The following is a 15,037-nucleotide window of genomic DNA, read 5'->3' on the forward strand; positions in this document are numbered from 1 at the left end:
TGGGGGCTCAGGCTGCCACGGCCCGGGGGCGCAACGCCCACCAGGTCAGCAGCCCCAGCGCCAGCCCCCAGCACGCCGAGCCCAGGCCCAGCAGGCTGGCGTTGGACGCGGTGACCACGAAGGTGACGAGCGCAGCCTCGCGCTCGCTGGGCTCGGCCAGGGCGCCGGCCAGCCCGTTCTGGATGGCGCCCAGCAGCGCCAGGCCGGCCACGGTGCTCACCAGTGCGGCGGGCAGCTGCGCAAACGCAAACGTGATGGCCCCGGCAAAGCTGCCCAGCAGCAGGTAGAACACGCCGCAGGCCACGCCCGCCACCCAGCGCCGCTCGGGCCGGGGGTGGGCCTCTTCCCCGGTGCAGATGGCGGCGGTGATGGCCGCGAGGTTGATGCCGTGCGCCCCGAACGGTGCCAGCAGCAGGCTGGCCAGCCCGGTGCCGCCGATCAGCGCATTGTTGTTGTGGCTGGTGTAGCCCGCTGCGCGCAGCACGGCCACGCCCGGCACCTGTTGCCCGGTGAGGCACAGCAACGCCAGCGGCAGGGCCGTGCCCAGCGCGGCGTTCCACGAAAATTCGGGCGATGTCCACACCGGCCACGCAAAGCCCCAGCCGGCAAGCCCGGCGGTGGTGGCGGCGGCGGGCGTGGCCGCCTGGCCCCAGCCCAGGCCCTGCCACAGCGCCACGCCCAGCAGCAGGGTGAGGGCAATCGCATAGCGCGCAGAGCGCTGCTTGAACAGCAGGTAGCCCGCAAACATGGCGCCCACCAGCCAGGGCGCGCCCGGCACGGTGCTGCGCGCCGCGCCAAAGGCGTCCATGCCAAAGCGCAGCAGAATGCCCGCCAGCATGGCCGCGCACAGGCTGCGCGGTATGCGCGCCATCCACCGGTCGAACACCCCCGTCCAGCCGATCAGCAGCACGGCGGCGGCGGCCAGCAGGTAGGCGCCCACCACCTGGCTGTAGGGCAGGGCCACCAGGGCCGTGGCCAGCAGCGCCGCGCCTGGCGTGTTCCAGGCGCAGATGACCGGCACGCGCTGGCGCCAGCTCATCCACACCCCGCAGACGCCGGCGCCGATGGAAATGGCCCACACCCACGAGGTGAGCTGCGCCGCGGAAAGCTGTCCCGCCTGTGCGGCCTGCAGCACCAGCAGCAGCGGGCCGGCGTAGGAGATGAGCACGGCCACCAGGCCGGCCACGATGGCAGGGAACAGGTCCTGCACGGTGGCCAGCGGTGTGGAGGCGGGCAGGGCGGTGGAGAGGGGGCGGTGCGGCGTCGTCGTCATGCCGCCCATGGTGCCCGCGCAGGGCCGGCCGGTGCGCACAGCCAGCGCGGCGTTTATGCTGTACAGATGGCGAAGAATTCATCTGTACTGCAGCACAGTTACCTGCAGCTCGCGCAGCAGCTGCGCCGCGACATCACCCGGCGCCGCTATGCGCCGGGCGAGCGCCTGCCCTCGGTGCGCGCGCTGGCCACGGCACAGGGCGTGAGCGTGGACACGGTGGTGCGCTGCTACCGCCACCTCGAAGCCCTGGGCGTGGTGCAGGCGCGCCACAAGTCGGGCATGTACGTGGCCGAGCCGCCGCCCGTGGGGCGCACGCCTGCCGTGGCCGTGGCGGCAAGGGCCGGCACGCCCCCGCCGCCGCCGCCGGTGGAGCTGGACCGCCTGGTCTCGCTGGAGCACCGCATGACCCAGCTGTACGCGCTGACCACGCAGCAGCCCCTGCAGTGGGGCCTGCACCTGGCCAACGCCGCGCCCGCCTGGTACCCCACCACGGCGCTGGCGCGCATCGCCCAGCGCCTGCTGCGCACGCAGCCCGAGATGCTGGGCGCCTACCCCACCGGCAGCGGCCTGCCCGCGTTGCGCAGCGAGCTGGCCGCGTGGATGGCGGGCTACGGCCTGGACCTGCCGCCCGAGGCGCTGATGGTGACGCACGGCAGCACCGAGGCGCTCAACGTCGCCCTGCGCGCCGTGGCCCGGCCCGGCGACGCGGTGGTGGTCGAGTCACCTGTGTACTTCGGCCTGCTGCAGATGCTGGGCAACCTGGGCCTGCGCGCCATCGAGCTGCCCTGCACGCCCAGCGAGGGCATGGGGCTCGAAGCGCTGGAGTACGTGCTCGAGCACGAGAGCGGCGTGCGCGCCGTGGTCGTCATGCCCAACTTTCAGAACCCGCTGGGCCACACCATGCCCGAGCGCAACAAGCGCCGCCTGCTGCGCCTGGTGGAGCAGCACGACCTGGCGCTGATCGAAGACGACGTGTTCGGCGACCTCTCGCACACACCGCACCGGCCCCAGCCCGTGAAGGCCTGGGACCGCCATGGCCGCGTGATCTACTGCGGCAGCGCCAGCAAGAGCCTGGCGCCCGCCTTTCGCCTGGGCTGGGCAGCGGGCGGGCGCTGGCATGCGCGCATGGAATCGCTCAAGCTCAGCACTTCGCTGGCCGCCCCCTGGCTTGAGCAGGCCGTGCTGGCCGAGTTCTTGCGCACCGGCGGCCTGCAGCCCCACCTGCGCAAGCTGCGCGAGCGCCTGGCCCAGACCACGCCGCGCGCGGCCGAGGCCGTGCAGCGCCACTTCCCGGTCGGCACGCGCGTGCACAGCCCCGCCGGCGGCTGGTGGCTGTGGCTGGAGCTGCCCGAGGCCGTGGACGCCCTCGCCCTGCTGCGCCTGGCCGTGGGCCAGGGCATCGCCTTCACCCCCGGCGTGCTGTTTTCCACCACCGCCAAATACGCCCACTACCTGCGCCTGAACATCGCCCGCCCCTGGAGCCGCGAGCTGGAGCAGGCCGTGCGCGTGCTGGGGCAGCTGGCGGGGGAGTTGCAGCATGCGGGTGGGGTTGGCGGGCGGGTGTGAGGGCGGCAACCCGCCCCTGCAAAGCAAAGTTTGGCGCCCCGGACGCCTTGAACTAAGATAATCACCGTCTGTTGCAAATTTTTGCAATTGGGGTGGCGCGCCTCCAGGGAAGGCCCGCTTTTTCTGTGCCTGCCGCCGCCTGCGCGTTCCTGCCAGGGCCCGCCTTTCTTCTCCCGGAAGGCTGCCTGGGCGGTATGTCCCACCGAATTCATCTCTTGTTTCATCCACGCCATGCCAACACCGACCATTGCCGAACTTCTGGGTGCTTCCATGACAGGCCCAGGCGGGCAGCAGCTGATTGCGCGCGCCATCCTCACGCTGTACGGCAATGTCGGCAGCAACCTGGATACGCGCGACTGGACGGCCATCATGCAAAGCAGCAATCCGCTGGAGGCTGCCGAGCGGGCCCTGGTGCGCCAGTACCAGGACAAGAACTACCTGCTGAGCAACCTGCAGCTGTACAGCGCGCGCGGGGCCCGGCCAGAGCAGGCCGAGTACACCTACCGGCAGCTGGCCGAGCGCATGGGCTTTGCCTATGACGCCAACTGGTCCGTCGGTACGCCCTACGAGTACCTGCGGCTGAAGTCCACGCCCGAGCTGGCGGGGATTCTCGAACCCATCACCGACCGCACCATCACGACCACCGCGGGCGGCACGTTCACCGGTCTCGTCGGGGCCACGGACGTGTTCAAGTCCACCATTGCCGCCCTCAACGGGACGACCATCGCCGGCGATGCCTCGGACAACGATGTCCTGACCCTGACCACCGCCGGCACGGTCACCATCAACAACGGCAGCACGGGCGGCACCATCAGCGACATCAAGGTGCTGAACCTGGCCGATGGCACCAACACCCTCACCTACAACGTCCCGGCGGGCTTCACCCAGATCAACGGCGGCTCGGGCGACGACACCTTCATCCCCAACACGGCCCTCTTGCCCATCAAGGTCAATGGCGGCGCCGGCACCGACACCATCGTCCTGACGGCCGCCTATGCGGCCACGGCGTCGGGTAGCGGCACCTTTGCCGCCAACGTGACCGGCTTCGAGAAGCTGCGCCTGACCGGGGTGACCAACCAGACCATCGACCTGCAGACCTTGGGCAACTACGGCGATGTGACTTTCTCCGGCGCGAACGGCCTCACCTTGAGCAACATGCCCAACAACGGCAAGATCACGCTGACAGGTGCCGGCACGGCGTTCACCATTTCCAACGCAGCATTCACCGGCGGGGTCAACGACACCATCAACCTCACGCTCACCGACGGCAGCACCTCTGCCGTGGCGTTTGCCACCACCGGCGTCACGGCCAGCGGCGTCGAGAACGTGAACATCACCGTGCAGGACACCCAGGCCACGCCCACGGGCCTTTTCAACAACACCCTGACGTGGATGGGCAACTCGGTCAAGTCCATCACAATCAGCGGCAATGCCGGCCTGACCATGCCTGCGGCCAGCACGTCGCTGATCAATGTGGATGCCAGCGGCATCACCCTGGGCGGTTTCACCTGGACGGCGAACGCGCTGACCGGCACGGCCACCGTCAAGGGCAGCGCCACCGGCACCAACACGGTCAACATGAACTCCGCCACGGCGGGCGTCAACTACACCGGCGGCGCTGGCAACGACAACGTCACCATCAACGCCACCGTCTCCAGCACGGCAGCCCTGGGCAATGGCAACAACAGCCTGGCGCTGAATGGCGTCACCCTCCTGGGCACCTACACCGCGGGCAGCACCGGCACCGACAGCCTGGCCTTCTTCTCGGCCATACCGGACCTCAGCAACGCCACCATCACCGGCTTCGAGAACCTGACGGTGGTCAACAATGCCAACATCACCATGACGGCCGCGCAAATGGCGCAGTTCACCGGCACCGTCAATGCGTCGGGCACCGAAACCATCAACCTGACCACGGCCGGCACCATCAACGCGTTCAGCAGCGTCGAAAAGTACAACCTGGCCAACGGCACCAACAACTTCACCTCGGCCAACGTCGCGGTGAGCGTGATCGGCGGTAGCGGGTCGGACACCTTCAACTTCACGGCGAACCAGTTCGTCAACTTCCTGACGACGGTGGATGGCGGCAACGGCACCGACTCGCTGAACGTCGGTGCCACCACCACCCAGAACCTCGACTTCAGCAGCAAGATCGCCGGCATCGAGATCATCAACGTCGCCGGCAGCACCGGCACGGCCAGTGTCACCAACCAGGACGGCGCGGGCGTCACCCTCAACTACACCAAGAGCATCGGTGACAACGTGATCACCCTAGGCACCGGCGGCCAGACGCTGAACCTGCTGGGCTCCAGCGCCGCCTCCACGACGATCACGGGTGGGGCAGCGGTCGACACGATCAACCTGCAGTTCTCGGGCTCGGGCTCGGAGACACTGATCGCCACCGGCGCCAACATGTCGAACCGCACGCAGATCGACATCGTGGGCAACTTCAACTCCACCGGCACGGACTACTTCAAGACCGGCGTGAATGCCTCGTCCGTGGGCTCCTACATCATCGGCAATGCCGACACCGGCAACTACCTGGCCACCATCGGCGGCGGCCTGTCCATCGTGCTCAACAACACCGGCCAGGCCTACCTCATCACCATCCAGACCGGTACGGCCTCAGGCACCTACCTGTTCCAGAACACGGGCTCCAACACCGCCCAGTTCGACGACACCGACTTCTTCGTGCAATTGACGGGGACCATCGGCACCATTTCGACGGGCAATCTGATCGCCTGAGGGCGGCGGTGCAGGGCCGGGGCCACCTGGCATCCGTGTTGCGGGCAGGCGGTTGCCGCGTGGGCGCACGACCCTGCAGGCCCGCGCGCCCGCCACCGCCACCGGCTTTGTCAGCCCCCCACGCGATAGACCCGCCCGGTCTGCCCGCCTTCCACGCTGCGCTGGTAGGCCAGGGCGGCGCGGGCGGCCGGCACGGTCTCGAAGCCTGGGAAAAACGGGCCGTAGCTGCCCACCGACTCGGTCAGGATGGTGGGGCTCACGGCGTTGATGCGCAGGCCGCGCGGCAGCAGCTCGATGGCGGCAGCCGCCACGAAGCCGTCGATGGCGGCATTTACCGCCGTGGCGTTGGCGCCGTTGCGGATGGGCTCGATGCCCACGATGCCGCTGGTCAGCGTGATCGAGCCACCCTCGTTGAGGTAGTGCTGGCCCAGCAGCGCCAGTTGCACCTGGCCCAGGAGCTTGTCTTGCAGGCCCAGGTTGAACTGCTCGGGCGTCATCTCGGCCAGAGGGCCGAAGTGCAGGTTGCCGGCGGTGCTCACGATGGCATCGACCTTGCCCACGGCCTTGAGCAAGGCGGCCACGCCGCCCGGTTGCGCGAAGTCGGCGCGGTGCGTGCCGCTGTTGCGGCCCGCGGTGATGACCTCGTGGCGCGCCGAGAGGTTGGCCCATACGGCCTGGCCGATGGTGCCGCTGGCGCCGATGAGAAGAACCTTGCTGGTGGAGGACATGGCTTGTTCCTTTTGCGGGTGTTGCCCGAAAGCGTTGAAGAAGCCTGGATTGTTTTGTGAATCAATCAGCACATAAAGTACAGTGAAGTTCTTCTTGAACTAACCCAGGGTTTGCAATCGCCATGGACAAGCTGCGCAACATGGAGGTCATGGTGGCCGTGGTCGAAGCCGGCAGCTTTGCGGCCGCCGCGCGCCAGCTGGACATCTCGGCCGTGATGGTGGGCAAGCACATCCGCCAACTGGAGGAGCACCTGGGCGCACGCCTGTTCCAGCGCAGCACGCGCCAGAACAGCCTGACCGAGGTGGGCGCGGCCTTGTACGAGGACTGCCGGCGCGTGCTTGAACAGGTGCGCTGGGCCGAGTCGGCGGTGGAGCGCAACCGTGCCGTGCCCCAGGGCCTGCTGCGCGTGAGCGCGCCCTTCACGCTGGGCAACCAGGTGATCGCGCCGCTGGTGGCCGACTTCCTGCTCGCCCACCCGCAGGTGCGCCTGGAGCTGCAGTTGACCGACAGCGTGGTGGATATGCCGGGCGAGGGCTTCGACGCGGCCGTGCGCATCGGCGCCATTGCTGACGAGGGCCTGGTGGCCCGGCCGCTCAAACCCTACCGCATGGTGATCGCCGCTACGCCCGGCTACCTGGCGCGCCATGGCTGCCCCGAGCGCGTGGCCGACCTGGCGCAGCACCAGTGCCTGAGCCATTCGGTCTGGCAGCGGCGCGTGGAGTGGACGCTGTACGACGATGGCGGCAAGGCCTTCCAGTGGCCCGAGTTGGCGCGCTTCACCTGCAACCAGGGCGACGGCCTGCGCCAGGCGGCGCTGCGCGGCCTGGGCCTCATCATGCAGCCCGAGGTGCTGCTGGCCGAGGAGATCCGCGAGGGCCGGCTGGTGCCGGTGCTCACCCATTGCGTCCCCGCACCGCGCCCGGTGCACCTCGTCTACGCGCCGGACCGGCGCCAGCTGCCCAAGCTGGCACGCTTTGTCGAGTTCATGGTGCGGGCGATGGGGGAGCGCGCAACGTGAGTCTGCGCGGTCGAGGGCCGTTATTTTGAGGTGTAACGATATAATTCAGCGCCACTCGGGATGCTGGGTTGCCAATAACCAACAGCGCATGGCGCAAATATAAACAGTCGAGGCGTTCGGCCTGCGAGGGGTGTTTGTGAGTTTTCCAATGATTCCCGGGATGGGAATGGCGCGGATCGGTGCGCGCATGTGTTCGGGCGCGGCGCGGGTCGTGGGCCGTCTTGTCTTGCTGGTGAGTTGTTGCCTCGCTGCGCCCCTGGCGCTGGCGGCCCCTACGGTGCTGTCGATCGTGTCCGAGCTCAACCCGGTGCAGGCGGGCCAGTCGTTTTACCTGATGGTGACCTACGACAGCCCCATGGACACGGCAGTCAATCCCGTGCTCTCCTTTCCGACCCCTGGAGAAGACCCGGGCTCGTTTCTCATGCCGAAAAGTTCGGACTGGGTCAATGCAACGACATTCCGGCAGATCTATGAGGCGGACTATGTCACGGTGAACACCAGCACCGTTGATGTGGCCGTGGATGGCGCGCAGGACACGCTGGGCGCGGCACAGGTGCCAGGGTTCAAGGCCGATGTATTCGACATCACGCCTTACGTCGTCGTCATTCCGCCGCCGAGCGTGCAAGACATGCGGGGCGTCATCGACAACGTTTTCGTGAACCCCGCGGGCAGTGGCCGTGTCATCACCGACGCCGATATCGGGAAAACCGTCGAGTTCGTCATCCGGTACAACATTGCGACAGACTATGCAGGGTGTCCCAACGGAGTGACGCTCAACTATCTGTGCCCGAACCTGGTGTTCACCAATACCGGCGGCATACCGCTCAGCTTGACGAACCTCTCCGCGACATGGGCGAGTCGCAATGCGGTCAGAATCTATTGGACGATTGCGGATGGCGATGAGCAGTTCGACAGCATCAACATCACGGTGGCGGGCGGCGTAGGCCGCAAGGACGATACCAACATCAAGAACAGCGACACCGCTCTCACGGGCGTGTTCAGCATCGACACCAAGAACCCCACCGTCGGCAGCGTGACGCCCAGCGCTGCAACCCTCCGCAGCGGGGTGCCCGCCAGCGGCGTGCAGACGCTGACCGTGGCGTTCAGTGAAGCCATGGACACGGCCAGCACGCCTACGCTGAGCTTCCCCAACCAGAGCCTGGGTACGATTCTGACGGCGACCACGGGCAACTGGGCCGACAGCACGCACTATGTGCAGAACTACACGGTGGGCGCCGGTGTGGCGACCTTTGCTGCAGTGGACGTACGGGTTGCCGGTGCACGGGATGCCAATGGAAACCTGCAGCGGGTGGCCACGATGCCGGGCGTCTTTTCGGTCAGCCTGCCCGCCCCCCAGGTGCCGGACGAGCCCGTCTCCGCCCCGACCCTGCCGCTGAACACCTCCGGCACCGCAACCGTCACCGATCCGTCCGTGCCGGTGGTGGTGGGCCCGGGCGCTGCTGGCGGCACCATCGTGCTGCCCGGCACGGGCACCACGCCGGTGACCTTGCAGGTCATCGTCAACGGCCAGCCGGTATCGGTGCAGGCACTGCCCGGCACACAGCTGCGCATCGCCGAGGTCAACGGCAAAAGCGTACTGGTGCTGGTGGTGCTGCAGGGCTGGGCCACCATGACCGCGAGCGCCGTGGGCCAGCCCATGGTGCTGGCGGGTCAGGTGCTGCTCAGCTCCGGCAGCGCCAACACCGTCATCGAAGCCCAGCCGCTGGCTGTGGCAGTGCAGGTGGGCTCGCTCACCGCCCCGGCAGGCAGCTTGCCCGCCGTGGGCAGCATGGGCTTGCAGGCCGGCGAGCGGCTGCAGGTCAACGACCAGGGCGCCGTGGTTGCGATCACCCTGGGCTCGCTCAAGGGCGACACCCAGCAGCCAGGCGATGCGATGGCCTTTGCCAGTCTGCCTGCGTCCATCACGGTGGACAACAAGGCATTCGCCCGACTGACTGGCGCACTGGCGCGCCTGTCGGGCAGCAACCTGGCCCTGGGGCTGGAGGTGACGCCTTCCGGCGTGCTGCTGGTGCGCGATGGCGGCCAGGTCTTCCAACTGCTGCCCACGCTGCCCATCACCATCGATGCGCGCCTGCCCGATGGCCTCACGTTCACCCCCCTGGGCCTGCTGCGCTGGGTGCGCGGCGGCGTGGTGGTGCAGTTCGCCCCCGCAGTGGCCGACCTGGCCGGCCTGGCCAACGCGGTGACAGCCGTGCTGCCCGATGCGACGATCAAGCTCGGCGCCGAAGGCGTGCTGCAGCTGCGCACGGGCGGGCAGACCTATGTGCTGCGGCCGGACTGGGCCGGCGCCGGCGCCATCGCCGGCACGCCCCGCATCGGCTTGGACGAGCAGGGCCGCATCTACCTGCAGACAGGGCCGGGCGCAAGGCAGTTGTTGCTGCCATCGCTGCTCAACTACACCCAGGCGGGCGCCATCGTGAGCGCCGCGATGCCGGGTGCCGGGCTTGCAGTGCAGCCCTCAGCGGCCAACGGCAGCATGGTGCTGACCCTGGGGGGCCAGGCATGGCGCCTGGTGCCGCAGTGGGCGTTGCCCACGGGCAGTGCTGCGCAGCTGCCGCCGCTGGTGGGACCCTGGTGGATGGGAGCCGACGGGCTGTTGTACTTGCGGCTGGGTAACCAGGTGCAGGCTGTGCGCATCACCGATTGAGGCATCACCGGATGCAGGGCGCCTGTTGGATCAAAGGCCTCGGGCCTGATCGAGAAAGCGCAGGGAGGTGCATCGCTCACCGGTCGGACGGAGACTGGACAGTGCGGGCAGGAGCCGGCACTACAGATTGCGCACCTTGCAAGCCGCCGAAATCATGCGCCGCGACCATTCGCTGGACATGTCCTTGAACAGCACCGGGGCCTCGCCCTCCTTGTACTCCTCGCGGCCGACGCTGGGGCCGCCCCACTCGGGCTGTGCGTAGTACGCAAGCCACAGGTACCAGGCCTTGCGCGAGGGGCAGTCGACCACGACCTTGGCGTAGTAGGAGCGGTACTTCTGCCCGCGGAACGAGGTGCGCTGCTGGTCGCGCGAGACGCGCAGGTCGAGCACCACACGCTGGTCCACGCCGATGGGCTCGGGCAGGATCTCGATCAGGTTCTTGCCCGCATCGGCGCGGTCGCCGCTCAGCGTGAACCAGCCATCCGAGGAAACGGGCCGCTGCTGCGGTTGCGGCTGCTGCCCGCCTGCCAGGGCTGCGATACACAGGACAACAGCACACAGCATGGGGGTCTTCGGTCGGTCCAGGGACGGAGGGTGGATGGAGGAGGCAATCGGAAATTCATTATCACTGAGGCGGGTGCCCGGCATTTCCCCGTTACAAAAAGGGCGTGCACCGGGCCGTGGCGTGCCCACCCGTTCAGGTGTTGCGCCAGGCCGATGTTTCTGCCAATACCCAGTTGCGAAACGCCGCCAGGCGCGGCTGCCCGGCCGCCGCCGGGGGGTAGGCCAGCCAGTAGCTGTAGTCGTTGGGCAGGTCGAGCGCAAAGGGCTTGACCAGCCGCCCCGCCGTGATGTCGGCCGAGGCCAGGAACATGCGCCCCAGCGCCACGCCCTGGCCCTCGGCGGCGGCCTGCAGCACCAGGGCCGAATCGCTGAACCCCGGGCCCGCACGCGCGATGGCCTCGGCCTCGCTGCGGCTGGCGCCGGCCAGGGCCAGCCAGCGCGGCCACAGGTCGCCCGGCTGGTCGTGCAGCAGGGTGTGGGCCTGCAGGTCGGCCACGGTGGCCAGCGGTGCCTGCGCCGACAGCAGGGCAGGGCTGCACACGGGCGACAGGCGCTCGCGCGAGACCAGGTCGGCCTGCAGGCCGGGCCAGCGCCCCAGCCCCAGGCGGATGGCCAGGTCGAAGCCGTCGTGCGCAAAGTCGTGCAGCGCCAGCTCGCTGGTGATGTGCAGGTCGATGCCCGGGTACAGCGCCCTAAAGTGCGCCAGCCGTGGCACCAGCCAGCGTGCTACGAACGAGGGCAGGGCGGTGATGCGCAGGGGGCCGACCAGGCTGCGGTCGTTGCCGGCCACGCGCTCGGTGGCGCTGGCCAGGGCGTCGAGCAGGCGGCTGAGCTCGGGGGCATAGGCCTTGCCGGCCGCGGTGCGGGTGAGCGTGTGGCCCTGGCGCTCGAACAACTTGAGCCCCAGCCACTCTTCGAGCTGCCGCACCTGGTGGCTGATGGCCGCCTGCGTCACGTGCAACTCGTCCGCCGCCCGCGTGAAGCTGTGGTGGCGCGCCGCGGCCTCGAAGGCGCGCAGGGCATTCAGCGGGGGCAGGCGTCGGGCCATTGCGAGAGGTCCTCTCCATCAATATTACTTATCGATGGCATGAGATTACATCGTTTGGCAACAGCGCGTGTGGCCGCTGTAATCGGCGCTTTCTCCCTCCGTTGTTGTATTGGAAGCGCCGCCCATGATCGCCCTGTCCACCTGGCTCCTGATCCTTGCCTTTGCCGTGCCCATGATCGTCAGCCCCGGCCCGGGCAATACGGTGCTGGCCGCATCGGGCGGGCAGTTCGGGCTGCGGCGCACGGTGCCGTTCTGGATGGGTTTCGAGGCTGGCAACCTGGTGTGGTGCCTGGTGTATGGCTTCGGGCTGAGCGAGGTGTTCGCGCGCAACCCAGCCGCCTACACCGCGCTCAAGTGGGGCGGCACGGCCTACATCGTGTACCTGGCCTGGTGTTTCTTTCGCAGCGCGGGCGCAACCGAGCGGCAGGACCTGCGGCCGCTGGGTTTCGTCGACGGGTTTGTCTCGCTGAGCCTCAACCCCAAGGTGCACTCGATGATTCTGGTGATGTTCTCGCAGTTCCTCTCGCCTGCGCTGCCGCTCTCGGCCCAGGTGCTGCAGATGGCCGTGGTCTTCGTCGTGGTGGGCCTGGCTTGCCACTTCGTGTGGATCTATGGCGGGCAGGTGCTCTTCAGCCGCGCGCAAAGCCCGCGTGCCATTCGGCTGCAGGGGCTGGCGTTCGGGGCGTGCATGCTGGTGGTGGCGGGGGTGATGGCGGTGTCGTGAGGGGGCGGCCGGCCAGGGCCTGCCATTCGATGCACCGATTGGGGGGACAGCACACTAGCCGCAGTCAACCTGCAGCCCCATCAAGCCCTGCCCCCGATGGCTCCAGATGCCTGCCTTTCATGATGGACAAATTCCTGCTTGGACTGCAGCCTGTCGGCGTGTAGTCTAGATTTTGACAATCGGCCCCCAGCGGGCTTTCGACGCTTTGTGGCGATGTTTCTCCGCTTTTCCTGGAAGCCCACATGCCGACGATCAGACACCATCGCGAAGTCCAAGCCATTGCCAGACGGGTGCTCGCAGACCTGGGCGAGACCATCACCCCCGACGATAGCGAGAGGACAATCGCCGCGCGTGCGACCTCGATGATGAAACGCCTTGGCATAACAGCCACTTGGTACTACGACTGCCCGGCGTTTGTTCTTTTAGGTTCCCGGAGTTGCTTGTCCGTGTCAGGTGCGAACTATGTGCCTGAAAGCGAGCCCGTCGGCGCCACCAATCTCGTCACCGTCGACTTAAGTCCGTCGCTGAATGGAGCCTGGGGAGACTGCGCCCGCAGCTTTGTTGTCGAAAACGGTCGGCACACGAATATGCCCACATTGCCTGAGTTCAAGCGGGGTTTGGACGCAGAGCGACAACTACATCGGCGAGTGATCTCTTTCGCAACCAGGGAAACAAGCTTCGAGCACCTGTTCGATTTTGCGAACGCGGAGATCGCCGCCCTTGGCTTCGAAAATCTGGACTTCTTAGGCAACGTTGGACACAGTATCGAATCCTCTCGAATAGATCGTCGATTCATCGAGGCGGGTAACAGCGCACGGCTCGGCGATGCAAAGCTGTTTACGTTTGAACCTCACATCCGTGAACTGGGAGGCCAATGGGGCTTCAAGCATGAGGACATTTATTTCTTCGGGGCCGACGGGAAAATTGCCGCCCTCTGACGCCGCGTTGGGCATGTGGCCACCGCACATGGATTTCAGTACCATCTTGGCCACGGGTTAGCCCACTCCAACCGCAAAGTCTCTATCTATGCAGAAGATACTGCTCCTGGGAGGGTCGGTGTTTGTCGGCCGCGCGTTGCTGCAGCGATTGATCGCACAGGGCTTCGACGTCACGGCGGTGACGCGTGGGTTGGTTCAGGCCGACTGGGGCGCTGCACACCACATCGCCTGTGACCGGCGGGATGCGCACCAACTGGCATCGCGCTTGCGCGGACACACTTTTGATGCAGTGGTCGACGCTTCTTGCTACGGCCCGGAGGATTGCCGTGCGTTCCTTGCCGGGCTGCAGGCGATGCCCACCACCTATGTGTTGCTCAGCTCTGCCGCGGTCTATGAGCGGTCCACCGCGCCACTCCCGTTTTCTGAGGCATCGCCTGCACACGGGGATGGCATCTGGGGAACGTATGGCCGCGACAAGGCCGCGGCCGAGACAGTGCTCTGCGCATCCTCGATCCCTCGCCAATTCGTGGTTCGGCCGCCGTACATCCATGGCCCCGGGAACAACCTGGACCGGGAGCGCTTCGTGTGGGCCAGACAGCTGGCGCAGGACCCGATTTTTGTCCCTGCAGACGGGGAGACGCTCATTCAGTTCGTGGGCATTGACGATTTGACGCGCGCCATCGTCGGATTCCTGGACCCGCAGTGTGCCGTGGCTCCCGGAATCTACAACCTGGCATCACCAACGTACGTTTCCTTCAATCAGTACATCGCACTTCTTGGGCAGATCGCCGGTCGCCAGAGCCATGTCGTTCATGTCTCGGACTCCACCATCCCGGCACGGGAGTATTTCCCCTTCCGCAAGGCACACCTGATCTTGTCGACGCAGAAACTGGCCACCTGGAGCGAGCGACCTCAGACGCCGCTTGTGGAGGGTCTGCAGGCAGCATTCGATTGGATTTCTTCTGCCTCCCACTTCACCGTGGAGCCGTCGCAAAGAGAAGTGGACTTGCGGCGCCTTTGCGCACCCGGCGCGTAGTCATTGGAGAGGGGGTGCGATCGTATTGGCGCGCTACTCGTCAGTCCACAGCGAGCTCAGCCCAGTAAGGAGTCGGGCTGGTCGAGCCCGCCAGCACGCTCGGTGGATTGTCCAGATGGACGAACAGCGTGACGGGGTTGACCGAAAACGCATGCGTCGCGATGTCCGCTCCTGGCCACATTCCGTGCCCCTCAGCGGGTCTGGATCTTTGCCTGTACCAGGCGCTGAACCTCGCTGACCAGGGCGGCGAGCTCTGGTCGGTCTCCGTACATGTCGAACTCGCGCACAGCAACAAGGCCCATGGACAACGGACCCGGCGGGTCCTCGCGCGGAATGCCCAGAACGAAATTGCGGCACCACACCAGTTGGCGCTCGATGCTTACCGCTGGCGCGAAAGCCTGCGCAGCCATCGGGCGAATTTCTGCGAGGGCAGCCTCAATTTTCTGAAGAAGTTCTTCGTCCATGTTGCCTCTGAAGCCCAAGGCCCAATGGGCGCCTCTGGCTGGCCGCTCGCGAAAGTCTAGACCATCGAACCCAAGTCTGCGCCCGTGCAGCGATGATTGCTTGCTACAGCGCCATCGCGAAGATTTGCAACGCATCCACGCGTGTGAAAGGCGCGGTTTTGGCACCACTGATTTGTGGGGCAGCACGCTAGTGTCGTGAGTTAGAAGTTCGCAGGCAAAATCTCTCGACACTCGCGAGGATGTCATCTGCGGTCTTTGACCAGA

Annotated in this window: 12 protein-coding genes; 7 read left to right on the forward strand and 5 right to left on the reverse strand. The window is 66.9% G+C overall.

What is annotated here, in order from left to right; genetic code table 11:
- Positions 1 to 7: 7 nt before the first annotated feature.
- Positions 8 to 1,273 carry a benzoate/H(+) symporter BenE family transporter gene (locus AC07PA_RS12735; protein WP_494605807.1) on the reverse strand — a complete coding sequence of 422 codons (1,266 nt, stop codon included), beginning with the start codon at positions 1,271 to 1,273 and terminating at the stop codon, positions 8 to 10.
- Between the two features lie 66 nt (positions 1,274 to 1,339).
- Here AC07PA_RS12735 and AC07PA_RS12740 point away from each other — a divergent pair, with 66 nt between their 5' ends.
- A complete protein-coding gene (locus tag AC07PA_RS12740; protein WP_494605809.1) occupies positions 1,340 to 2,839 on the forward strand; it encodes an aminotransferase-like domain-containing protein in 1,500 nt (499 codons plus the stop codon).
- A 270-nt stretch (positions 2,840 to 3,109) separates the two neighbouring features.
- Positions 3,110 to 5,584, forward strand: a complete 2,475-nt coding sequence (locus AC07PA_RS12745) for a beta strand repeat-containing protein (protein WP_494605811.1) — start codon at positions 3,110 to 3,112, stop codon at positions 5,582 to 5,584.
- 110 nt (positions 5,585 to 5,694) lie between these two features.
- Here AC07PA_RS12745 and AC07PA_RS12750 read toward each other — a convergent pair whose 3' ends face one another.
- On the reverse strand, positions 5,695 to 6,312 hold the full coding sequence (locus AC07PA_RS12750) for a short chain dehydrogenase (protein WP_494605813.1): 618 nt from the start codon (positions 6,310 to 6,312) through the stop codon (positions 5,695 to 5,697).
- A gap of 122 nt (positions 6,313 to 6,434) precedes the next feature.
- Between AC07PA_RS12750 and AC07PA_RS12755 the strand changes: the two genes are divergently transcribed.
- Entirely contained in the window at positions 6,435 to 7,331 is an 897-nt protein-coding gene (locus tag AC07PA_RS12755; protein ID WP_494605815.1) for a LysR family transcriptional regulator, read from the forward strand.
- A 232-nt stretch (positions 7,332 to 7,563) separates the two neighbouring features.
- On the forward strand, positions 7,564 to 9,999 hold the full coding sequence (locus AC07PA_RS12760) for a hypothetical protein (RefSeq protein ID WP_494605816.1): 2,436 nt from the start codon (positions 7,564 to 7,566) through the stop codon (positions 9,997 to 9,999).
- 120 nt (positions 10,000 to 10,119) lie between these two features.
- On the opposite strand, the gene AC07PA_RS12765 is transcribed toward AC07PA_RS12760, so the two are convergent.
- Complete coding sequence (locus AC07PA_RS12765; RefSeq protein ID WP_494605818.1) at positions 10,120 to 10,563, reverse strand: surface-adhesin E family protein; 444 nt, start codon at positions 10,561 to 10,563, stop codon at positions 10,120 to 10,122.
- Between the two features lie 133 nt (positions 10,564 to 10,696).
- A complete protein-coding gene (gcvA, locus tag AC07PA_RS12770) occupies positions 10,697 to 11,611 on the reverse strand; it encodes a transcriptional regulator GcvA (protein ID WP_494605820.1) in 915 nt (304 codons plus the stop codon).
- Positions 11,612 to 11,735: 124 nt separating this feature from the next.
- On the opposite strand from gcvA, the gene AC07PA_RS12775 reads away from it, so the two are divergent.
- The 3 genes from AC07PA_RS12775 (at position 11,736) to AC07PA_RS12785 (ending at position 14,309) form a co-directional block, all read left to right on the forward strand.
- A complete protein-coding gene (locus AC07PA_RS12775; RefSeq protein ID WP_007856456.1) occupies positions 11,736 to 12,335 on the forward strand; it encodes a LysE family translocator in 600 nt (199 codons plus the stop codon).
- A gap of 242 nt (positions 12,336 to 12,577) precedes the next feature.
- Positions 12,578 to 13,273 carry a M24 family metallopeptidase gene (locus tag AC07PA_RS12780; protein ID WP_494605822.1) on the forward strand — a complete coding sequence of 232 codons (696 nt, stop codon included), beginning with the start codon at positions 12,578 to 12,580 and terminating at the stop codon, positions 13,271 to 13,273.
- A gap of 88 nt (positions 13,274 to 13,361) precedes the next feature.
- Positions 13,362 to 14,309, forward strand: coding sequence for an NAD-dependent epimerase/dehydratase family protein (locus tag AC07PA_RS12785; protein WP_494605824.1), 948 nt, complete (start codon positions 13,362 to 13,364; stop codon positions 14,307 to 14,309).
- 191 nt (positions 14,310 to 14,500) lie between these two features.
- On the opposite strand, the gene AC07PA_RS12790 is transcribed toward AC07PA_RS12785, so the two are convergent.
- Positions 14,501 to 14,773, reverse strand: coding sequence for a hypothetical protein (locus tag AC07PA_RS12790; protein WP_494605826.1), 273 nt, complete (start codon positions 14,771 to 14,773; stop codon positions 14,501 to 14,503).
- Between the last annotated feature and the right edge of the window lie 264 nt (positions 14,774 to 15,037).

This window comes from Acidovorax sp. GW821-FHT09B03 (assembly GCF_059418305.1).

Excerpts from the sequence above, each read along its gene's own strand:
- AC07PA_RS12735 (WP_494605807.1), bottom strand. The coding sequence starts at position 1,273 with ATGACGACGACGCCGCACCGCCCCCTCTCCACCGCCCTGCCCGCCTCC.
- AC07PA_RS12740 (WP_494605809.1), top strand. The coding sequence starts at position 1,340 with ATGGCGAAGAATTCATCTGTACTGCAGCACAGTTACCTGCAGCTCGCG.
- AC07PA_RS12745 (WP_494605811.1), top strand. The coding sequence starts at position 3,110 with ATGACAGGCCCAGGCGGGCAGCAGCTGATTGCGCGCGCCATCCTCACG.
- AC07PA_RS12750 (WP_494605813.1), bottom strand. The coding sequence starts at position 6,312 with ATGTCCTCCACCAGCAAGGTTCTTCTCATCGGCGCCAGCGGCACCATC.
- AC07PA_RS12755 (WP_494605815.1), top strand. The coding sequence starts at position 6,435 with ATGGACAAGCTGCGCAACATGGAGGTCATGGTGGCCGTGGTCGAAGCC.
- AC07PA_RS12765 (WP_494605818.1), bottom strand. The coding sequence starts at position 10,563 with ATGCTGTGTGCTGTTGTCCTGTGTATCGCAGCCCTGGCAGGCGGGCAG.
- gcvA (WP_494605820.1), bottom strand. The coding sequence starts at position 11,611 with ATGGCCCGACGCCTGCCCCCGCTGAATGCCCTGCGCGCCTTCGAGGCC.
- AC07PA_RS12775 (WP_007856456.1), top strand. The coding sequence starts at position 11,736 with ATGATCGCCCTGTCCACCTGGCTCCTGATCCTTGCCTTTGCCGTGCCC.
- AC07PA_RS12780 (WP_494605822.1), top strand. The coding sequence starts at position 12,578 with ATGCCGACGATCAGACACCATCGCGAAGTCCAAGCCATTGCCAGACGG.
- AC07PA_RS12785 (WP_494605824.1), top strand. The coding sequence starts at position 13,362 with ATGCAGAAGATACTGCTCCTGGGAGGGTCGGTGTTTGTCGGCCGCGCG.
- AC07PA_RS12790 (WP_494605826.1), bottom strand. The coding sequence starts at position 14,773 with ATGGACGAAGAACTTCTTCAGAAAATTGAGGCTGCCCTCGCAGAAATT.